This is a genomic window from Streptomyces cacaoi (assembly GCF_006539165.1).
Classification (GTDB): domain Bacteria; phylum Actinomycetota; class Actinomycetes; order Streptomycetales; family Streptomycetaceae; genus Streptomyces; species Streptomyces cacaoi.
The window spans coordinates 274,929-294,785 of sequence record NZ_BJMM01000007.1; the positions used below are offsets into that span (position 1 = coordinate 274,929).

The 19,857-nt window shown below is 74.4% G+C and carries 15 protein-coding genes and 1 pseudogene; 7 read left to right on the top strand and 9 right to left on the bottom strand.

The features are described 5' to 3' along the window. Positions 1-43: 43 nt before the first annotated feature. Positions 44-1,603, top strand: coding sequence for a class I adenylate-forming enzyme family protein (locus tag SCA03_RS10270; RefSeq protein WP_030891134.1), 1,560 nt, complete (start codon positions 44-46; stop codon positions 1,601-1,603). Between the two features lie 18 nt (positions 1,604-1,621). On the opposite strand, the gene SCA03_RS10275 is transcribed toward SCA03_RS10270, so the two are convergent. After that, the gene (locus tag SCA03_RS10275; protein ID WP_030885277.1) at positions 1,622-2,002 is read right to left on the bottom strand and encodes an STAS domain-containing protein; all 381 of its coding nucleotides are present in this window, start codon (positions 2,000-2,002) and stop codon (positions 1,622-1,624) included. A 538-nt stretch (positions 2,003-2,540) separates the two neighbouring features. Here SCA03_RS10275 and SCA03_RS10280 point away from each other — a divergent pair. Both SCA03_RS10280 and SCA03_RS10285 read left to right on the top strand, forming a co-directional pair. Further along, positions 2,541-3,107: pseudogene (locus SCA03_RS10280) on the top strand (sigma-70 family RNA polymerase sigma factor); the annotation flags it as partial. A 197-nt stretch (positions 3,108-3,304) separates the two neighbouring features. Beyond that, entirely contained in the window at positions 3,305-4,783 is a 1,479-nt protein-coding gene (locus SCA03_RS10285) for a zf-HC2 domain-containing protein (protein ID WP_086816152.1), read from the top strand. A gap of 210 nt (positions 4,784-4,993) precedes the next feature. On the opposite strand, the gene purU is transcribed toward SCA03_RS10285, so the two are convergent. From purU to SCA03_RS36035, 3 genes are all read right to left on the bottom strand, one after another. Further along, positions 4,994-5,824 carry a formyltetrahydrofolate deformylase gene (gene purU, locus SCA03_RS10290; RefSeq protein ID WP_030885267.1) on the bottom strand — a complete coding sequence of 277 codons (831 nt, stop codon included), beginning with the start codon at positions 5,822-5,824 and terminating at the stop codon, positions 4,994-4,996. A gap of 290 nt (positions 5,825-6,114) precedes the next feature. Beyond that, the gene (locus SCA03_RS10295; protein WP_371863914.1) at positions 6,115-6,612 is read right to left on the bottom strand and encodes an SCO4402 family protein; all 498 of its coding nucleotides are present in this window, start codon (positions 6,610-6,612) and stop codon (positions 6,115-6,117) included. A 148-nt stretch (positions 6,613-6,760) separates the two neighbouring features. Further along, positions 6,761-7,951, bottom strand: a complete 1,191-nt coding sequence (locus SCA03_RS36035) for a hypothetical protein (protein WP_051856827.1) — start codon at positions 7,949-7,951, stop codon at positions 6,761-6,763. Positions 7,952-8,219: 268 nt separating this feature from the next. Between SCA03_RS36035 and SCA03_RS36040 the strand changes: the two genes are divergently transcribed. Then, entirely contained in the window at positions 8,220-8,534 is a 315-nt protein-coding gene (locus tag SCA03_RS36040) for a hypothetical protein (protein WP_230988567.1), read from the top strand. A gap of 456 nt (positions 8,535-8,990) precedes the next feature. Here the strand turns inward: SCA03_RS36040 and SCA03_RS10305 are convergent, their stop codons facing one another. Then, on the bottom strand, positions 8,991-10,379 hold the full coding sequence (locus tag SCA03_RS10305) for an NsdA family TPR-like regulatory protein (protein WP_030885258.1): 1,389 nt from the start codon (positions 10,377-10,379) through the stop codon (positions 8,991-8,993). A gap of 424 nt (positions 10,380-10,803) precedes the next feature. Between SCA03_RS10305 and SCA03_RS10310 the strand changes: the two genes are divergently transcribed. Continuing rightward, positions 10,804-11,532, top strand: coding sequence for a bifunctional DNA primase/polymerase (locus SCA03_RS10310; protein WP_030885255.1), 729 nt, complete (start codon positions 10,804-10,806; stop codon positions 11,530-11,532). 118 nt (positions 11,533-11,650) lie between these two features. On the opposite strand, the gene SCA03_RS10315 is transcribed toward SCA03_RS10310, so the two are convergent. Both SCA03_RS10315 and SCA03_RS10320 read right to left on the bottom strand, forming a co-directional pair. Continuing rightward, positions 11,651-12,595: an alpha/beta fold hydrolase gene (locus SCA03_RS10315; protein WP_030885252.1), complete on the bottom strand. Its 945-nt coding sequence runs from the start codon at positions 12,593-12,595 to the stop codon at positions 11,651-11,653. Between the two features lie 1,015 nt (positions 12,596-13,610). Further along, positions 13,611-14,303 carry an iron-dependent transcriptional repressor DtxR gene (locus SCA03_RS10320; RefSeq protein ID WP_030885250.1) on the bottom strand — a complete coding sequence of 231 codons (693 nt, stop codon included), beginning with the start codon at positions 14,301-14,303 and terminating at the stop codon, positions 13,611-13,613. Between the two features lie 213 nt (positions 14,304-14,516). Between SCA03_RS10320 and SCA03_RS10325 the strand changes: the two genes are divergently transcribed. Then, on the top strand, positions 14,517-15,269 hold the full coding sequence (locus tag SCA03_RS10325) for an SIS domain-containing protein (protein ID WP_086816154.1): 753 nt from the start codon (positions 14,517-14,519) through the stop codon (positions 15,267-15,269). A 101-nt stretch (positions 15,270-15,370) separates the two neighbouring features. Here the strand turns inward: SCA03_RS10325 and SCA03_RS10330 are convergent, their stop codons facing one another. After that, positions 15,371-16,921, bottom strand: coding sequence for a PAS domain-containing protein (locus SCA03_RS10330; RefSeq protein ID WP_086816155.1), 1,551 nt, complete (start codon positions 16,919-16,921; stop codon positions 15,371-15,373). A 523-nt stretch (positions 16,922-17,444) separates the two neighbouring features. Further along, positions 17,445-18,083 carry a pyridoxamine 5'-phosphate oxidase gene (gene pdxH / locus SCA03_RS10335; RefSeq protein WP_030891112.1) on the bottom strand — a complete coding sequence of 213 codons (639 nt, stop codon included), beginning with the start codon at positions 18,081-18,083 and terminating at the stop codon, positions 17,445-17,447. 660 nt (positions 18,084-18,743) lie between these two features. Here pdxH and SCA03_RS10340 point away from each other — a divergent pair. Then, entirely contained in the window at positions 18,744-19,826 is a 1,083-nt protein-coding gene (locus SCA03_RS10340; RefSeq protein ID WP_030885241.1) for a citrate synthase 2, read from the top strand. The last annotated feature ends 31 nt before the right edge of the window (positions 19,827-19,857 follow it).

The following is a 19,857-nucleotide window of genomic DNA, read 5'->3' on the forward strand; positions in this document are numbered from 1 at the left end:
GCTTCCGGCGCTACCTGACGGTTCGTCAGTTCAGGAGGCCGGAATGTCCGCCGAGGCACACGCGCTCGCCCGCTCGCGCACCCTGTGGGAACTGCTCCGCCGCCGCGCCGCGCTCACCCCCGGCGCACCGGCCCTCATCCAGGCCGCCGACGACCCGGCGGACGACACCACGCTCACCTTCGGCGCCCTGCTCACCCGCGCCGAACGCACCGCGGCGGCGCTGTACGCGGACGGGGTGCGCCCCGGGGACACCGTCGCCTGGCAACTGCCCACCCGCAGCGAGACGGTCGTGCTGTCGCTCGCCCTCGCCCGGCTCGGTGTGCGGCAGACGCCTCTCATACCGCATCTGCGCGACCGCGAGGTCGGCGATGCCCTCCGGGCGACCGGCGCACAGCTGTACGCGCATCCCGGCAGCTGGCGCGGTTTCGACTACGCCGCCCTGCACGCACGCGTCCGCGACGCGGCCGGCGGGCCCCGCGCCCTGCCCGTCGACGGCGCACTGCCGCAGAAGGACCCCGCACAGCTGCCGCCGGAACCGCGGGACGGCACAGAAGTGCGCTGGATCCACTGGACGTCCGGGACGACCTCGCGCCCGCGCGGCGTCCTGCACACCGACCGCGGGCTGATCGCCGGCGGCGCCTGCCTGGCACACGCGCTGCGGCCCACCCCGCACGACGTCGGCTCCATCGCCTTCCCCTACGCGCACATCGGCGGCCCCGACTACCTCGTCATGCTGCTGCTGTACGGCTTTCCCGCCGTCCTGTTCGAGCGGTTCGCGCTCCCGGACGCGCTGGACGGCTACCGGCGGCACGGGGTGACGACGGCGGGCGGCTCCACGGCCTTCTACGCGATGTTCCTCGCCGAGCAGCGCAAACAGCCCGGCCGCAAGCTGATCCCCACGCTGCGCCTCCTCGCGGGCGGCGGCGCCCCGCTTCCGCCGGAGCTGTACCACGAGGTCGTGGCCGAACTCGGCTGCGGCCTCGTGCACGGCTACGGGATGACCGAGGCCCCCATGATCACGATGGGCGATCCCGACGACACGCCACAGCTGTTGGCGACGACGGAGGGCCGCCCGCCGGACGCCATGGAGATCCGCGTCACGGGCCCCGACGGCAGCGTGCTGCCACCGGGCACGGAAGGCGATGTACGGCTGCGCGGAGAAGCCGTCTGCCAGGGCTATCTGGACGAGGAACAGACCCGGGCCGCCTTCGACGAGGACGGCTTCCTGCGCACAGGGGACCTCGGCAAGCTGCTGGAGAGCGGACATCTGGTACTCACCGGCCGCAGCAAGGACATCATCATCCGCAAGGGGGAGAACATCTCGGCCAAGGAGATCGAGCAACTCCTCTACGAACACCCGGCGGTGGCCGACGCAGCTGTGGTGGGTCTGCCGGACCGGGAACGGGGGGAGCGCGTCTGTGCCGTGGTGGAGCAGCCGGCAGCGGCTGAGCCGCTCGGCCTGGCCGAGGTGACGGCATATCTGCGCGAGGCGGGCCTGGCGCCGTACAAACTGCCCGAGCAGCTGGAGGTGGTCGAGGCGCTGCCCCGCAACGAGACCTTGCGCAAGGTGCTCAAGTACCGGCTGCGCGAGCGCTTCGGGTGAGCCACGGGCGCGCCGGGCTCAGGCCGTGAGCGGACCCGTGGCGGCGTGGTCGGCGGTGGCGGAGTCGAGGTCCGGATAGCAGTCGAAGAGCCGGCGTACGCCCAGCGCGGCCAGCACACGGTTGACGTGCGAGCCGTCCACCGCGCCCTGGGCCGGCAGGATCAGCCGCAGCCGGCCGGCGCACGAGCGCATCAGCCGCCGCGAGGCGATCAGGACACCCACCCCGCTGGAGTCGCAGAACAGGACCTCGGACAGGTCCAGCACGAGGCTGTGCCGGCCCTCGGCCACGGCATCGTGCACGTGCTGCCGCACAGCGGGCGAGGTCACCAGGTCGAGCTCACCGGAGACCCGGAGCACGGCCCACTGGCCCCGCTCCTCCTCCAGCACCTTCAAAGACACGCCCGCATCCCCTTCATCTGCCCTGTGGTTCCGCTCGGGTACCCGTCGCCGGCGCCCGGCCCGGCAGGCCGTTGCCCGCGGTCCGGGCCCACAGCCTTCGGCTGCCCGGCCGCCCCCCGGCAAAACTGGTCCCTGAGAACGACCCTAAGCCGTCCGCAGGTCGCAGGCGCGGGGCTCCCGGTCACACCGCGATAACTCTCGGCACCCTCGTGCACCCCCGTGCACTCTCGGCACCCCGTGCACTCTCGGAACTCCCCACACTCTCGGCCAATTCCCATGCCCCTCCGCCCCGTCCGCTCTGTCCACCCCGTCCGCCCCGTCCACCCCGGGACAACCGGCAGTCGACGGTGCGATGAGTGACCAAACCACCACTCTCGGCCACAACTACCCGGCGCACATTGCCGCAAAGGGGCGTGCGCTGTCAGCCGGTCGCACTACATTCGAGGTGCTGAGGAGCGCGCAGGCGGAACGGACGACCGGGCCGCTGATCCGCGGGGGCGGGCAGCGGCAGCACCGAGGGCTGGGAGCGGGAGCCACCATGGCGAAGGACACAGCACCGCGCTGGGACCGGAAGATGCAGCAGCGCCTCGCGCGCGGCGAAGAGGCGGCGCTGGGCGAGCTGTACGACCGCTTCGCCTCCCTTGTGCACGGCCTCGCCCACCGGGTCCTGGACGACGACGAGGCAGCGGCCCGCGCCACACGCGAGGTGTTCGCACACGTCTGGGAGAACCCGGACTCCTTCGACCCCCGCGAGGGGCCCCTGCGTTCCTGGATCGCCGCGCTCACCCAGCGCGTCGCCACCGGGCGGCTGCGGCAGCGGCAGCGCGGCGCAGGACCGTACTCGCCGCAACAGGCCGAGCGCATCGAGGAGAAGGTCAGGGCGGCGCAGACGGCGGCACGCGCCGACTACATCGTCACCTCCATGCCGGTCTCCCTGCGGGCCGCACTGGAGCTGGCCTACTTCGAGCGCCACGACTACCGGGAGGCCGCACAGCAGCTCGGCGTCACCGAGGACGAGGCCCGGCGCCGGCTGCGGCTGGGCCTGCAACTGCTGTCCTCGGCCGTGACCCACCCGGCGGGCCCGCCCCTGCCCGGAGGGGCAGCGCCGACGACGGCCCACCCCGAACCGGAAGGGCTCCCGCCCGACGGGGCGCACCGCGATCCGGGAAGCCGGTGGACGGCCGGGGACGCCGGGGACGCCCGGAGTGCGGACGGCACAGGGAGCGCGGGAAGCGCCGGTGCCGCGGGGAACGAGGGTGTGGCCGGGAGCGCCCCCACGGCGAGTCGGCGCGGGGCCGGGCGATGAGCGGGCACGGGCGGCACGGAGGACGCGGGCAGCACGGAGACCGCGGAGGCCACGGGGATCGCGGAGACCACGGGGACCATCGAGGCCACAGGGACCATGGGAACCACGGCGGGCACATCGGGCACAGCGGCCACGGCGAGGCGGACGGTGGTCCGCACCCGGTGCCTGGCGCGCCCTCGCGGGACGGGCCGGACGCCCCGGGGTACGGCCACGCCGTCCTCAAGTCGCTCCTCGGGGCGTGGGCGCTGGCCGCTTGTTCACCGGAGGAGACGGCGGCCGTCGAGGCACATCTGACCGACTGCGCCCCGTGCGCGGACGAGGCGGTGCGGCTGCGCGACGCGGTCGGCCTGCTGCACGCCGAGGACAGCCTCGATCTCGATCCGGGACTGCGCTCCCAGGTGCTGGAGGGCTGCCTGGACCGGCGTCCCGCCCGGATCCCGGTCCCGCACTGGGCCGCGCCGTACGAGGCGGAGACGGCACGGTTGGACGCACTGCTGCGCGACATGGCGGACGAGGAGTGGCGCGCGCCGGTGCGGCTGCGCTGGTTCGACGGCGAGGGCGAGACGGAGCGGGAGGCCACCGTCGCCCAGCTGCTGGGGCATCTGTACGCGGTCGACGGGGCGGTCGCCGCGGCGCTGGGCCTGCCCGATCCGCTCGCCGGGCCGGGCGGACCGCGCTCGTCGCCGGAACGGAACGCCGGCCCGGTCGACCTCGTCCACGGCCCGGTGGCGCGCACCGAGGCGTACTGGGCGCTCGACACGGCGGCGCACCACTCCGCCGAGGCACGCACGCCGTGGCGGGAGCAGAGCCGGGCCGTCGTCCGCCACGTCAGCTATGCGCAGAGCGATGCCACGGGCGGTGCCGCGGGCGGCGCGCGGCCCGGAGCCGCCGGGAGCCGGCGCCGCACCGGCCCGTCCGGCGGCGCCCGGGGCGGCGGGGCCGTGGGCGAGGCGGGGAACGGCACGGGAGCGGGCGACCGGTCCGCGCTGCCCGTCGGCTACGGGGAGTTCACGCTGCCGCTGCACGACGCCCTGCTCGACCGCGCCTTCGAATGCTGGAAGCACGCCGAGGACATCGCGGACGCCGTGGACTACCCCTACGGCCCGCCGGTGGCGGCCCATCTGAACCTGCTGGTCGATCTCGCCGCCCGGCGGCTGCCGGACGCCCTGGCAGGACGCCGCCGCGCGGGTCTCGCCGGGCCGCCCGGCACGCTGGCACCGGCCGGGGCGCCCGGTCGCACCCTCCGCCTGGAAGTGGAGGGCGAGGGCGGAGGCGACTGGTACGTCCCGCTCGACTCGCCGGCGGCCCGGCCGTCGCCGGACCACCAGGTGGCCCATGTGGCCCTGGACACACTGGAGTTCTGCCAGCTGGCCGCCGGGCACGTCCCACCGCTGGAGGCGGCCGTCGGGGAGGACGGGGACCGGGAGGCGATCCGCGAGGTCCTGTACGCGGTGGCGTCGCTCTCCCGCCTCTGAGCAGCCCGGCGCGCCGAGACTCCGACCGGGCTGCCCGGCAGGGGGCCGGGCGGCAGGCGCGGCCGTCAGAAGGCGGTGCGGCAGGCGGGAGGCGGGTGGGAGGCGCGGACGCCGGAAGGCCGGGAGGCGGGCGGGAGGCGCGGGCGCCGGAAGGCCGGGAGTCAGGCGTCAGGCGTCAGGCACGGACACCGGAAAGCCGGGAGGCAGGCGTCAGGCGAAGACGACGGTGCGGTGGCCGTTGAGCAGCACCCGGTGCTCGCTGTGCCACTTCACCGCGCGCGCCAGCGCCTGGCACTCCACGTCCCGGCCGACGGCGACGAGCTGCTCGGGGGTGACCTGGTGGCTCACCCGCTCGACCTCCTGCTCGATGATCGGGCCCTCGTCCAGATCGGCCGTCACATAGTGCGCCGTCGCACCGATCAGCTTGACCCCGCGCGCGTGCGCCTGGTGGTACGGCTTGGCGCCCTTGAAGCTCGGCAGGAAGGAGTGATGGATGTTGATGATCCGCCCGGAGAGGCGCTTGCACAGATTATCCGAGATGATCTGCATGTAGCGCGCGAGGACGACCAGTTCGACGTTCTCGTCCTCGACGAGCCGCAGCAGTCGCTCCTCGGCCTCCTCCTTGGTGTCCTTCGTCACCGGAATGTGGTGGAAGGGGATGCCGTAGGAGCCGGCGAGCTCCTCGAAGTCCGTGTGGTTGGAGACCACCGCGGCGATCTCCACGGGCAGCGCCCCGATCCGCGAGCGGAAGAGGAGGTCGTTCAGGCAGTGCCCGAACTTGCTGACCATCAGCAGCACACGCATCTTGCGTTCGGCACGGTGGATCTGCCAGTCCATCCGGAAGGACTCGCCCACGGCGGAGAAGCTCGCCCGCAGCTGTTCCACCGTGACATTGCCGCTGAAGTGGACACGCATGAAGAAGAGCCCGGTGTCGGGGTCGCCGAACTGCTGGCTGTCCTCGATGTTGCAGCCGGTCATGAACAGATAGCTGGACACGGCGTGGACGATGCCCTTGGTGTCCGGGCACGACAGCGTGAGCACGAACTGCCCGCTCTGCCCTTTTTCTCCAGACTGCTCCGCACCCTCCGCGTGACCTGCATGCCCTGCATGTCCCCCATGACCCGTTCGCTCCTCGTGAACGGTTCCGGCGGTGGTGGCGGGGATGTGCGACTGGCTCATGGTTCAAGCCTGGCACATCCGCGGCGGTGCCCCGTCCGCACCGTCCGCCCCATCGGCCCCGTACGGAACCGGAACGGGACGGACACTCGGGCGGCGCGGAACCGGAACAAGGCGAACGCTCGGACAGCCCGGGACCGGAGCAGGGCGGACGCTCAGGCAGCGCGAAGCATGATCGCCAACACTTCGAGGGAGCGCGGGGCTTCGTCCGGATCCTCGCCGTCGTTCGTGGCCAGCGTCACATGCGCCTCGCGGGCCGCCTGCACGGCCTCCGGCCAGGACTGGTGCTCCAGGTAGGCGGCCGCCGGGGCGTCGGCGCCGACCTGGTGCAGGATGCGCAGCACCCGCAGCACCGCCGCGTCGACGAGGGCGGCCTCCTGTGCGTCCCGGAAGATCGTGCCGACGTACTTCTCCGCCGACCAGTTGTCCAGCCAGGTGTCCTCGACCAGACGGTAGACGGCATCAGTGACATCGCCGTAGCCGGGCCGCCCCGCCAGCCAGCACTCCTGCTGGAACGCCGGGTCGGAGAGCATGTGCAGCGCCGAGCGCACATTGGCGCGCCAGCGCCACCAGGGCACGTCGTTGACAGGCATGGAGCCCATGGTGGTGGAACGACGCCCACGCCGGGAAGACTTCGCGGAACCTTGCTGCATGGTCATCGACCATACGTTCCGGCTCCGGGACACCCGTGCGGCCCCTGCCCGCAGCGCTCATCCGCCCGGCACCGGCGGGGCACCGGCACACCGACGGCACCGCACCGGCACCGGCACAGGACGGAAGAGAGCGGGCCCGGACCGCGCCTCACAGCTCGCCGAACTGGCGCTCCTTGAGCCCGTACTTGCGGGCCGTCGGGTTCCAGATCGAGGCGGCCTTCTTCTTGGCGACGGTGGCCGTGCCGCTCGCACGGTTCCCGGCCGCGGCGTGCGCACCGCCCTTGGCCTTGCCCTTGTGGCAGCCGCCCTTCTTGCCGACCTGACCCGCCCAGGCCGCGTACTGGTTGTCGGCGTTGGCCGAGGACTTCCAGGCGTTGGTGAGCGCGCTCTTCAGCTCACCGATACGAGGGATCTTGTCCGTGGGCAGCTCACCGAGCCGCCGGACCAGACCGTTGCGCTGCTTGGCCGCGGCACGCAGGTCGGCCGCCGCCTTGCCGAGCTTCGTGCAGTTCTTGATGTTCTCCACCGAACGCACCACCGAAGCACGGCTGTTGTTGCTGTCGGCGAGCAGCTCGTCCAGCTTCTTCGACTGCTCCTCGGCCGGGTCCGGCGGCGGCGAGGACTCCTCCTCGGCTGCGGACTGCGTCTTCGACTGCTCCTTGGCCACCGGCTTGCTCTCGTCGCCGCCGCCGCTGGTGAGCAGCGCGACCAGCAGACCGATGACGGCCACGCCCGCGAGCCCGCCGGCGATCAGCAGACCGGACGGCCCGCCGCCCCGGCCACGCCCGCCGCGCCGTCTTCCGCGCCCCTCGGGCTCGTAGTCGTCGAACGCGCCGGAGGCCGGCTCGGGACGCCCCTGCCGCATCGCGGCCGCGTCGAAGACCGGCAGATTCTGGGTGGAGCCGGGCTCGTCCCCCGCCGGGACGCCGGACGGACCGGACCCCGGCTCGGCGCGGAACAGCCCCTCGAACTCGGGGAGCGTGGCGGGCCGCCCGCCGGAGTCCTGCTCGACGGCGGGCTGCTGCGGTGCCGCCGGGGGCGCGGCGTGCCGGGCGGCGCCGGCGGACCGCTGGGCCCGCAGCGTGCGGGTCGCCTCGGAATCCTGGGCGGGCACGCCGGGGCCGCCGAGGCCTGCGTCGGTGACCGGCGGGATGTACTGCGTCGCCGCCTCGGCGGCCGGGGCGCCGCCGGGCTGGGGCGGGAGCAGCTGGGTGCCGTCCTCCGGTCCGGCCTGCGGCTGCGGAGCGGCGGCGAACGGCGGGATCAGCTGGGTGGCTTCGGAGTCGGCGCCCGTCTGCGGCGGGATCAGCTGCGTCGCCTCGGAGCCCAGGTCGGGCACGCCGGCGCCCTGCGTTCCCGTCGCCGGGGTCCCGGGAGGCGCAGGAGGCACCGGCGGAACGGGCGGCGGACCGGCGGGCATGGGTGGAGGCGTCGCACCGGGCGGCGGGAAGGCGGCGGGCGGCGGACCGCCGGGCGCCGCACCCGGGCCCTCCGGCGGCAGCGCGTGCCGCCCACGGGAGGGGGCGCCCTCCGGCGGCAGCTGCCCGGGCGCACCGCCCGGCGCACCGGAGGACGGGGCCCCGGGCGGCGGCAGCGGCATACCGGACATGCCGGACTCGGACGGCGCGAAGGGCACCGGCGGATGCGCCGGCGCACCGTGCGCCCCGGCGCCGTACGACGACGCGGGGGCACCCTCCGGCGGCAGCGGTGTGCCCTCCGGGGGCAGCGGCTGCGCGGCGGGCGGCACCGACGGACCGGCGGCCGGTGCCACGGACCCGGAAGCCGACGGCATCCCCGACGGCATCCCCGGCTGCGGTCCCGGCGGCGGCCCGGGGTACGACCCGGTGCCGGCCCCGGCCGCGCCCTCGGAGCCGGGGCCCCAGGGATCGCCCCACGGCTGTCCCGCGGGCGGCTGCACCTGAGCCGGTGCGGAGGGGATGTGCGGCTGGTCCGGAGTCCACGGGTCGCCGTGCGCAGGCAGCACGACCCCTTCGCGGGGGGCTTCCCGCGGGGTCGTGGCCGCGGGCAGCGGGTCGCCGGACGTGCCGGAAATCCCGTCCTGTCCGCGTCCGTTGTGCGTCGTCACCGAGACTCCTGTTCGCTCGCCGAAGGAACGTCGGCTCACGCTACCGGTTCCCCCGGAAGAGCTACCACGGCCCCAGGTCAGGGCAGCATCCGCACACCACGACCCGCTCGACCGCCCCGGGACACCCGCGCGTCCCCACCGGCGAGGCGGGCCCCGCACACCGCCTGCCCGCGCACCGACGACGGCCCCCGGCCACCGGCACACGGCACACGGCACACGGAAGAGCGAGCGCACAGAACGAGCGCGCAGAGCGACCGCGCAGAACGACCGCGCAGAACGACCGTGGGAGCGCTCAGGCCGCCGCCGGTTCCAGTCGCGCGGAGAACTCCTTGACCACCCGCTCCTGTGCGTACGGCTCCAGTCGCTGACGGAAGTCGTCCAGGTACTCGGCGCCACGGTCCGAGCGCAGACCGGCGAGCAGGTCGGCGGCCTGACCCGCCGTGTCGCAGGCGCGTTCCACCTCGCGCTGCTGCACCTGCGCGCTCGCGAGCAGGAACAGCCCGATGGCGCGCCGCCGGGCGCGGCCCTCCGGGTGCCCGGCCACGGCCTCCTCGGCGCGGGCCGCCGCACCGGCGCCCTGCCCCAGGTCCCGGTGTCCGTGGGCGAGTTCGTCGGCGAGGTAGGCGCGGTCGAAGTGCACGATCCAGGCCGGGTCGTCGCCGGTTGCCTGGCGGGCGTCCGCGCCGTCCATGGCGGTCAGCGCGCGGGAGGCGGAGGTCTGGAAAGCGCGCGCGTCCCCCATCAGCGCATGCCCCCGTGCCTCGGCGGCGTGGAACATGGCCTCGGCGCGCGGGGTGACCTGCCCGCGCGCCCCTTCCTGCGCCGCCCGCGCCAACTGCGCGATCTCGCGCGGGTTTCCGAGCGAGGCCGCCAGGTGGCTCATGCTCGCCGCCAGCACGTACCCGCCGTAGGCGCGGTCGCCCGCGGCCTGGGCCAGCCGCAGGGACTGGATGTAGTAGCGCTGGGCCAGTCCGGGCTGCCCGGTGTCGACGGCCATGTACCCGGCCAGCTCCGTCAGCCGTGCGACGGCGGCGAACAGCGCACGCCCGGTGGACTCCCGGTAGGAGCCGCCCAGCAGTCCCGAGACGACGCTGTTGAGGTAGTGCACGACGACGGGGCGGATGTGCCCGCTGCCGTAGCGGTGGTCCAGCTCGGAGAGCGATTCGGTCATCGCGCGGACGGCCTCCACATCGGCGGTGCCGACGCGCGCGCCGGACGAGCGCGCCACCTGCTGGTCGGGGGCCGTGATCAGCCAGTCCCTGCTGGGTTCGACGAGGGCGGAGGCCGCCACGGACGAGCCGGCGAGGAAGTCCCTGCGCCCGACGTCGCTGCGCCACAGCTCACACACCTGCTCGACGGCGCCGACGACGGTGGGCGCGAACTGGAGCCCCACGCCGGACGCGAGGTTCTTGCCGTTCGCCATGCCGATCTCGTCGATCGTCACCGTGCGGCCCAGCTTGCGGCCGAGCGCCTCCGCGATGATGCCGGGCGCGCGCCCGCGCGGCTGCTGTCCTCGCAGCCAGCGGGCGACCGAGGTCTTGTCGTAGCGCAGATCCAGTCCGTGCTCGGCGCCGCACATGTTCACGCGGCGGGCGAGGCCGGCGTTGGAGCAGCCGGCCTCCTGGATGAGTGCCTGCAACCGTTCGTTGGGCTGCCTCGCGACGAGCGGCCTGGCGGCCATGGGGTCCCCCTCCGGAAGACGGCGTACGCACGATCACTGCCCGGCGCATATGCCATGAATGCAACGGATGCCAAGAATGCGGTGGATCGGTGGGTTGCCGGGAATTGCGGGGATGCGGCAGATACGGACGGTGTTTCGGGACCGTGAACTTCTCTGCGGCACACGGGCGTTGCACAAGCCGCTTTCCCGGCAAACCACACCATTCACAGCACATGGCGCCTCGGAGGAACTACCCACCCAAGCCGTCCCGGCGTGCACGCGCCCCCGCGGGTGCACCCGTGCGCCCTTCGGGGCACGTCCTGCCCCGCCTCGGCCCGTGGACGCGCCCGCGCCGCCGGGCGGCGCACCGTCGGCGCACGGCCGCACCGCACCCCCGGGCACACCGTTCGCCGCCCCGTAACCCGTACTGACAGCGGAAGTTGTGATGGTCGTGGAAGAGACCATCACACTGCCCGCAGGGGCTCGCGCGACCCGCCTCATCCCCCGGCAGCGAACGGAGTCGTCCCCGCTCGACCATGCCGTCCGCTACGCACAGGAGCGGGCCTGGGACGTCTTCCCCGGCACCTGGCTGGAGGCGGACGCCGGCGTACCGCGCTGCTCGTGCGGCGCGTCCGGCTGCACCGCGCCCGGCGCCCACCCCGCACGCCGTGACTGGTCCGGCGAGGTCACCGGAAGCGCGACCACCGCGCGCCGCCTGTGGGCCGAGCGGCCACGGGCCGCCGTCCTGCTGCCGACGGGACGGGCCTTCGACGCCCTGGAGGTCCCGCAGATGGCCGGCTGCCTCGCCCTCGCCCGTCTGGAGCGCACGGCGCGGACGGCTCCGGCGGGCTCCGCGGCCACGGCCACCGCGGCACCGGGGCCCGTCACCTGCACTCCGGACGGCCGGATGGTCTTCTTCGTGCTGCCCGGCACCGCGCCCCGACTGGCCGACGCCGTCCGGAAGTTGGGCCACTCCCCGGGCGCGCTGCCCCTCACCGTGCGCGGTGAGGGCGACTGGGTGGCCGCGCCGCCCACCCGCCTGGGCACCCGCGGCTCGGTGCAGTGGGCCCGGCAGCCGACGGCCGCCAACCGCTGGCTGCCGGACGCCACGGAGCTGCTGCCCGCGCTCGTCTACGCCTGCTACGCCACCGGCGCCACCGCCCCGGCCGGCTGACGCACCCGGCGCGGGAAGCCGGTGTTCGCACGCCCGGCACCACAGCGCCGCCCGCCCGGCGCGCGCCGCCGCACGGAGGCACCGGCTCGCGGGGCGGCGCCCGGCGGGGACGCGGGGCTCAGCCGGCGGCGGGCAACACCGCCTGGAGGAAGGGCTCGACGACCTTGCGCCAGTCGTCCGGCCGGTCGTAGTGGACGAGATGACCGGCGTCGGGCACCTCGGCGTAGATGCCGCGCGGCAGCACCCGCACCATCTCCTGCGCCTCGGCGCGGCCCAACTCGCCGTCCACGCCGCGCACCACGAGCGTGGGGCACTGCACCTGTGCCAGCTCGTCCCAGTGCGCGTCGTGCACCCACGTCTCGCGGGCGCGCATCATCTGCTCGGGCGTGAAGACCGGCCGCCAGCCGTCCTCGCCCTCGGCCATCACCTCGGCGAAGAACGCGCCACGGGCGGGCTGCGGACGCTCCAGCGCCGGGTCGTCCTCGCCGAACCACTTGCGGACGTCCGCGAGCGTGGCGAAGGGGACCGGCCAGGAGCGGAACCACAGGTCCCACTCGTGCTGGGACTGCTCGCCCAGCGCGGAGGCCCGCATGTCCGTGATGACGAGCGCCTGCACCAGATCCGGCCGCCGGGCGGCCAGCTGCCAGGCCGTGAGCGCTCCCATGGCATGGCCGACGAGTGCGGCCGGCGCGAGGCCGAGCTGCTCCAGGGCCGCCTCGGCGTCGGCGACGTACGCCTCCCGGTCGTAGGCGCCGTCGCCGGGTTTGCCGCTGCGGCCGTGGCCGCGCTGGTCGAGGGCGACGGCACGGTAGCGGCCGGAGAGGACGCGGGCGGTGGCGGCCCAGTGCGAGGCCCGGCCCATCAGTCCGTGCAGCAACAGGACGCCCGGCGCGGGGCCGCCGTCCTCCGGCCCGGCCGGGGCGGCGCCGGACGCCTCGCGTCCGCCGGCGGCCGGCCCTCCGCCGTCCCCGCCGGCCGTGGGTCCGTCCTTGAGCGGATCGCCGAACTCCCAGGCAGCCAGCCGGATTCCGTCCGCGCCGGTCAGATCGATCCGTTGCACCACGTCGTGCACCCCCACTCGCTCAGCCGCTGCGTCAGCGTATCGAACCTCTATTCGAACAGCGGGGGTTCGTGATGAACACCCCACGTTCGAGTGACGGGCCCCCGGGGTTGCCCGTCGCCCCCACGGGGAGACAGGAACCGGGAGGGGGGCCGACCCTGAGAGCTCGGGGCTCCGGGTCGCCGCGGGGGGACATGGGGAAGCGGGGCCCCGGCGAATGACGGCGCCGGGGCCCCCGCTGTGTGCCCGGCTCCCTCAGTGGGCGCGGCGCCCTCGGCCGCGCCTCGCGGGCCCGCCGCGCGGACCGGGCGGCGCCGGACACCGCGGCACCCCGGCGAACGCCCCAGGGAATACGTGGGACACGGCATCGACGGCTCCCCTCCCGTCCCGGTACGCGTCCGCCGCCGGTCCGCGGCGGGCGCCGCCTTCGGCGGCCTGCGCTCCCGTTCGGCTTCCGCACCTCACCGGCCCGCTGCCCGGCCCGGTCTGCCCGGTGATCCGCTCTCCTCGGTCCGACTCCTCGGCCCGGCCCCTCGTTCCGGCCCTCGGCCCGGTCCTCGGTCCGATCTTCTGGTCCGCTCTGTTCGTCAGCGTGCGTCGGCGTCTGTCAGCGTTCGTCGGTGTACGCCAACGCTGGTCGGTCCACGTCGGCCTCGTCGGCGTTCGGTCGGTGTCGTCGGCGTCGGTCGGCGTGCTTCGGTGCTGTTCGTCCGGTCGTCGTGCGGCTCGGCCGTCCGGGGCCGTGCGCCCGGACCGCACCCCCCGCGGTGCGTCGGCCATTCGGAACAGCCTGGCACGCGACCCCGGTCGCGCGCCGGTGTTCCAGCAACTCTGGTACGTGGGCGGCCAATTGGGAAGGCCCGGCCACCGGCCGCGGCCGCGAGGAGCAGGGCCGGACCGTACGGCAGCGCCTCGGGGCGAAGACGGGCGCCCGGGGCGCGGACCGGTGGTGCGGGCGGGGACGGCGAGCCCCGGCCGCGCCCGCACCACCGGCCGGGGACGAGCCCCGGCGAAGAGATCAGCGCTTGGCGACGAAGACGTGGGAGGCGACGTCCGAGCCCAGCTCGGCGGCCTCGCCGCTGCTGCCCACCTGGACGCCCCCGGCCACGCCGGAGTTCACGCTCACCACGGCGCCGGGCTGCACACCCGCACGCCGGAGGGTGTACATCAGCTGTGCGTCCTTCTGGATCGGCTCGCCGATGCGGCGCACCACGACCGTCTTGCCGCCGTCCGGCTTCAGCTCGCTCAGGCTCACCAGGCCGTCGTCCAGGAACGGATCCACCGCGCCCTTCTCGCCCAGCTCCTCCAGGCCCGGGATCGGGTTGCCGTACGGCGACTCCGTGGGGTGCCGGAGCAGATCGAGGACGCGGCGCTCGACCGCCTCGCTCATCACGTGCTCCCAGCGGCACGCCTCCGCGTGCACCTGCTCCCACTCCAGGCCGATCACATCGACGAGGAGGCACTCGGCGAGCCGGTGCTTGCGCATCACGCGCGTGGCCAGCCTGCGGCCCTCGTCGGTCAGCTCCAGATGGCGGTCGCCGGCGACCGTCACCAGCCCGTCGCGCTCCATCCTGGCCACGGTCTGGCTGACCGTCGGGCCGCTCTGATCGAGGCGCTCGGCGATGCGGGCACGCATCGGGACCACACCTTCCTCCTCAAGCTCCAGGATGGTGCGGAGATACATCTCCGTGGTGTCGATGAGTCCGGACATGCGTAGCCCCTAGTCAGCTCGTGCGGTGGCCCTGGCATCAATTCTGACGCATCGCACCGACAACCGGCTGCCCCGGAGCGGAAGCGGCCCGAGGAGCGCACCTCGCCCGTATCGGCACAACACGTCACCCGTATTGACAAAGAAAGGTCCAGACCTCAACGTGATCGCCGCGAGGCCGGGACAGCCGGTCGTCCGGGAAGCGAGGGGCCGGGGATGAGTGACCAGACGCTGGCGGGGGACTTCTTCGACGCCGCCATCGGCCTGCTGCGACAGGTCAAGGAGGGTGAGGCCGGACACATCGAGGAGGCCGGGCGCCTGCTCGCCGAGGTGATCGCCGACGGCGGGCGGATCTTCGCCTTCGGCGCGGGGCACTCCTCGCTCCCCGCGCAGGACACCGTCTACCGTGCGGGCGGCCTCGCCGTCATGAACCTGCTGGCGGTGCCCGGCGTCGTCGGCGTCGACGTCCGCCCCGCCACCCTCGGCAGCGCGCTCGAACGCGTCGACGGGCTCGCGGGGGCCGTGCTCGACTCCAGCCCGGCCCGCTCCGGTGACGTGCTGATCATCATCTCCCTCTCCGGGCGCAACGCGCTCCCCGTCGAGCTGGCCATGAACGCGCGGGCCCTCGGGATGAAGGTCGTGGGCGTGACCTCCGTCGCGTACGCCGAGCGCACCCGCTCGCGGCACAGCACGGGCACCTTCCTCAAGGACCACTGCGACGTCGTCGTCGACAGCCGGATCCCGGTCGGCGACGCCGAACTGACGGCGGAAGGCGTGGGCGCGCCCTTCGCGCCCGCCTCGACGGTCGTCACCAGCGCGGTCATGCAGGCCGTGATCGCCGCGGCGACCGGGGAGCTGGTGCGGCGCGGAGTGGAACCCCCGCTGCTGCGCTCGGGGAACGTGGACGGCGGGCACGACTGGAACGGCCGCGTCATGGACGCCTACGCCGACCGCATCTTCTACCGCTGAGATCCGCCGGTACGGCCGGGATACGCCGGACACACCGGATGCACCGGGGGCCGGCCACCGCTGAGGCCGCCGGGGCCCGTGCGCGGTCGCCCGGGCCCGCGCTACCGCAGGCCGGGGGCGTCCGGCCGGGCCACCCTGCGGGGCAGGTCGGCGAGATCGACGGCGGCGGCCACGTGTGCGGCCACCTGTTCGGCGTGGTCGGCGTCGGCCCGGTCGAAGGGGCGGCGTCCGGTGTCCCGGAGGAAAGTGACGACGCCCAGCGTGCGCCCCCGGCTGCGCAGCACGGCGCACAGCCCGTAGACCGTCCCCTCCGGCCACTTCCGGGTCCGCGCCCAGTTCTCCGGTGCGCGCCCCGCGCCCGCCCCGGCGCGCACGGAGCCGCAGCGCTGGTACGCCTGGAGCGCCGGGTGCCCCTCGGGATAGGCGACGGGGATACCGGTACGGGTGCCGGGTTCGATCACCGGGGCACGCGCCGGGCCGCCGGTGGGGGTCTGTGCCGCGCGGACGAGCCGGGGCTGCGGCAGCGGTGACAGCGGGAGCACCGCGTCCGACGGCTGTGCCGCGAGCGGCTCGGGCGCCACGTCGAGGAGGGCGTGATCGGCGAATCCGGCCAGGGCGAAGTCCAGATGGAGCCGGGCCGCCTCCAGCGGGTCCTCGCACTCGCCCGCCGCGCGCGTGGCGCGGTGCAGCTGGCCGTCCCGGAAGCGCAGCCTGGCGGCGTCCCGTTCGGCCTGTTTGCTGCCGGTGATGTCCTGGAACAGCCAGGCGACGCCCAGCGGAACCGGCTCCTCGGCCAGCGGCGAGGCCAGCCGCAGAAAGCCGCTGCGCCAGCAGCGCCTGCGGGAGCCCGCACGCCCGCCGTCCGCGTCCACACCACCGGCACATCCGGACGTACCGGACTTCTCCGACTTCTCACCCCGGTGGGGTTCGCCGGACTCCGCGTGCTCCTCGTCCTGTTGCGGTGCGCGGATCGTCACCCACAGCTCCGCCGGCTCGGTGGGCGGGCCCTCGCCGAGGACGTACTGGAGCGCGCCCTCCAGCTCCTCCATGCCCTCCTCCAGCAGCTCGCCGAGCGGCCGGCCGAGCAGGGCGGCGCGGGCCGGCACGCGGAAGGAGCGGGCGGCGTAGGAGTTGACGACCGTGGGGCGCAGATCGGCGTCCACCAGGACGACGCCCCAGGAGGCGTCCTCCAGCAGTGCCTCGCTCAGCGCGATGGAGCGCTCCAGGTCGATCTGCGCGTGCACCTCGCTGAACGCGCAGTACACACCCATGGGGCTGCCGTCGGCGCCGGTCACGCCGGAGGACTGGACGCGCACCAGGACCCGGCCGCCGTCCTTCGTCAGCAGGGCGAACTCGTGCACCTGCCGGCCCGGTGACTTCATCGCGCCGAGCAGCCGCGACTCGACCTCCTCGGCGTCGGCGGCGCGCACCGCCCAGCCCGCCAGGCCCTGCCGCCCGACGGCCTCCTCCTGCGTCCAGCCGAGCATCCGCTCGGCCTCGCGGTTCCAGTGGGTGACGACGCCGTCGGCGTCGAACGCGCACAGGGCGGCGTCCATGCCGTCCAGCAGTGCGGCGAGCAGAAGTTCGTCGTCGGGACCGCCGTCGTCACCGTCCGGGGACGACGCGGAGTGAGTCCTGGATCGAGCCGCCACTTGGGCACCCCCCTGTGTGCTCCGTCGCGGAACGCCACCGGCTGTACACGGATCATTCAACTCGAACGTGACTCAGCGCACACCGGTTTCCCCGGAACTTCCGGAAATCGTTGCGGCCCCGAAATTCGATTGCCGCCCCCCGCGGTGCGATTTACGGTGTGGGGCACACAGGAAAGGAGGTGATCCGGCTGATGATCAATCACCGGACGTGTGAGGTGGCTGCGGCCTGAGGGCCTGCGCCACACCGTGACGCCGGTTCGCCGGCCAATCCACAGCAGTCACCCGGCCCGTGGGCTCGTCGGACTCGTCCGACCGACGCCGTCCGCCGCTCGGCGGAGGGAGTCGCCCACGGGCCGTCTGCGTGCCCGGGCCCGGCACGCTCAGGGCCCGGCGCTTCAGGAGCAGGAACGCTCCAGGGCAGCAGCGCTCAGGGCCCGGCGTGCTCAAGGGCAGCAGCGCTCAAGGCCCCGCGTACTCAAGGGCAGCAGCGCTCAAGCGCAGGCGCGCTCAAGCGCAGGCGCGCTCAAGGGCAGAGGCGCTCCACGCGCCAGGCGTCCGCCTCCCCCGCGCTCTCCTCGCGTACGTAACGCAGCCTGTCGTGCAGCCGGTTCTCCCGGCCCTGCCAGAACTCGACCGTCTCGGGCCGCACCCGCACCCCGCCCCACTGGGGCGGCGCGGGCACGTCCTCGCCCTCGGGGTAGCGCTCGGCGAGGCGGGCGTACATCCGGTCCAGCTCCTCGCGCGAGGCCAGGGCCGAGGACTGTTCGCTGGCCCAGGCGCCCAGTTGGGAGCCGTGCGGCCGGGTGCGGAAGTAGCGGGCCGTCTCGTCGCGCCCGGTGCGTTCGGCGGTCCCGGAGATGATCACCTGCCGGGCGATGCCGTGCCAGGGGAAGAGCAGCGAACAGGCGGGGTTGACCTCCAGCTCACGGCCCTTGCGGGAGCCGTAGTTGGTGAAGAAGACGAAGCCGCGCTCGTCGAAGCGCTTCAGCAGGACGGTCCGGGAGCTGGGCCGGCCCTGCTCGTCGGCCGTGGAGGCGACCATGGCATTGGGCTCGTGCAGCCCGCTCTCCTCGGCCTGGGCGAACCAGCGCGCGAACTGGGTGACCGGGTCGGCGGCGAGGTCCTGCTCGGCGAGGCCCTCGGCGCGGTAGTGGGCGCGCATGGCGGCCGGGTCGAGTGTGGCCGTCTCCGCGTGCGTACTCGCGGTCGTACGGCCGGGAACAGGGGTGTCGGCGGCGGAGTCGGTGTCGGCGTGTGGCACGGGCCTTATCTTGCAGCATCCGGGCGAGCCGCGGTCGGACAGTCTGCCCGCCGGACACCCGCTGCACACGCGAGCGCAAGGAATCGGCCGGTGTGCCTCTTCTCACGGGTCCGCACGGTGCCCGGCGGGCTGCCGAGCCTCCAGAATCCTCGCGGGGACACCGTGGCGGCCGTTCCGTGCCGCGGACGGCACGCGCGCCGGCGGCCGTCCGGGCAGGACCGGCCGGGGCCGGTCGGGACCGGTCGGATCCGGTCGCGACCGGATCCGCGTCGGCCCGCGGCCGGAAAGGACCGGGGCCGGGCGGGAGAGGCCGGGCCACGGGCCCCACGGCGGGTGAGTACGCCCCACCGCGGGCATCACCCTTGAGGACGGCGCGGTCTCTAGCCGGTCGGCAGGGAACCGGTCCGTCCACCTTGCGGCAGCGGGCGCGGTACGCGTCGTGGCGGGCCCACCGGCCCTTCCGTCCGTGCTGCCGTGGCCCCGCGGGACGGGCCGCACCGTCCGCAAGCAGGTCAGCCAGCCGTCGGCACGTCCGGCGGCGCATCACGAGGGAGCCGCCAGATGTCCGATTTCGTACCCGGGCTCGAAGGGGTCGTCGCGTTCGAGACGGAGATCGCCGAACCCGACAAGGAAGGCGGCGCGCTGCGCTACCGGGGTGTGGACATCGAGGACCTGGTGGGTCACGTGTCCTTCGGCAACGTGTGGGGGCTGCTGGTGGACGGCAGCTTCGATCCCGGTCTGCCGCCGGCCGAGCCGTTCCCGATCCCGGTGCACTCCGGGGACATCCGCGTGGACGTGCAGTCGGCGCTGGCGATGCTCGCGCCGGTGTGGGGGCTCGAACCGCTGCTGGACATCGACGCGTCCAGGGCGCGCGACGATCTGGCGCGGGCCGCCGTCATGGCGCTGTCGTACGTGGCGCAGTCGGCGCGCGGCCAGGGGCTGCCGATGGTGCCGCAGAAGGAGATCGACAAGGCGGAGACCGTCGTCGAGCGGTTCATGCGGCGCTGGCGCGGTGAGCCGGACCCGAAGCACGTCGCGGCCGTGGACGCGTACTGGACCTCGGCGGCCGAACACGGCATGAACGCCTCGACGTTCACGGCGCGGGTGATCGCCTCCACGGGTGCGGATGTGGCGGCGGCGCTGTCCGGCGCCGTGGGCGCCATGTCCGGGCCGCTGCACGGGGGCGCGCCCTCGCGGGTGCTCGGCATGATCGAGGAGATCGAGCGCACCGGGGACGCCGCCGCCTATGTGCGCCGTCAACTCGACCGCGGCGAGCGGCTGATGGGCTTCGGGCACCGCGTCTACCGCGCCGAGGACCCGCGCGCCCGGGTGCTGCGCAGGACGGCGAAGGAGCTGGGCGCCCCGCGCTACGAGGTGGCCCGCGCGCTGGAGCAGGCGGCGCTGAAGGAGCTGCGCGAGCGCCGGCCGGACCGGGTGCTGGAGACGAACGTGGAGTTCTGGGCGGCGATCGTGCTGGACTTCGCCGAGGTGCCCGCGCACATGTTCACGTCGATGTTCACCTGCGCCCGGACGGCCGGCTGGTCGGCGCACATCCTGGAGCAGAAGCGCACGGGCCGGCTGGTGCGCCCCTCCGCCCGCTATGTGGGGCCGGGTCCGCGCGATCCGCGCGAGGTGACCGGCTGAGCCGGGCCCCGGCGAACACCGGCCGGGCGGC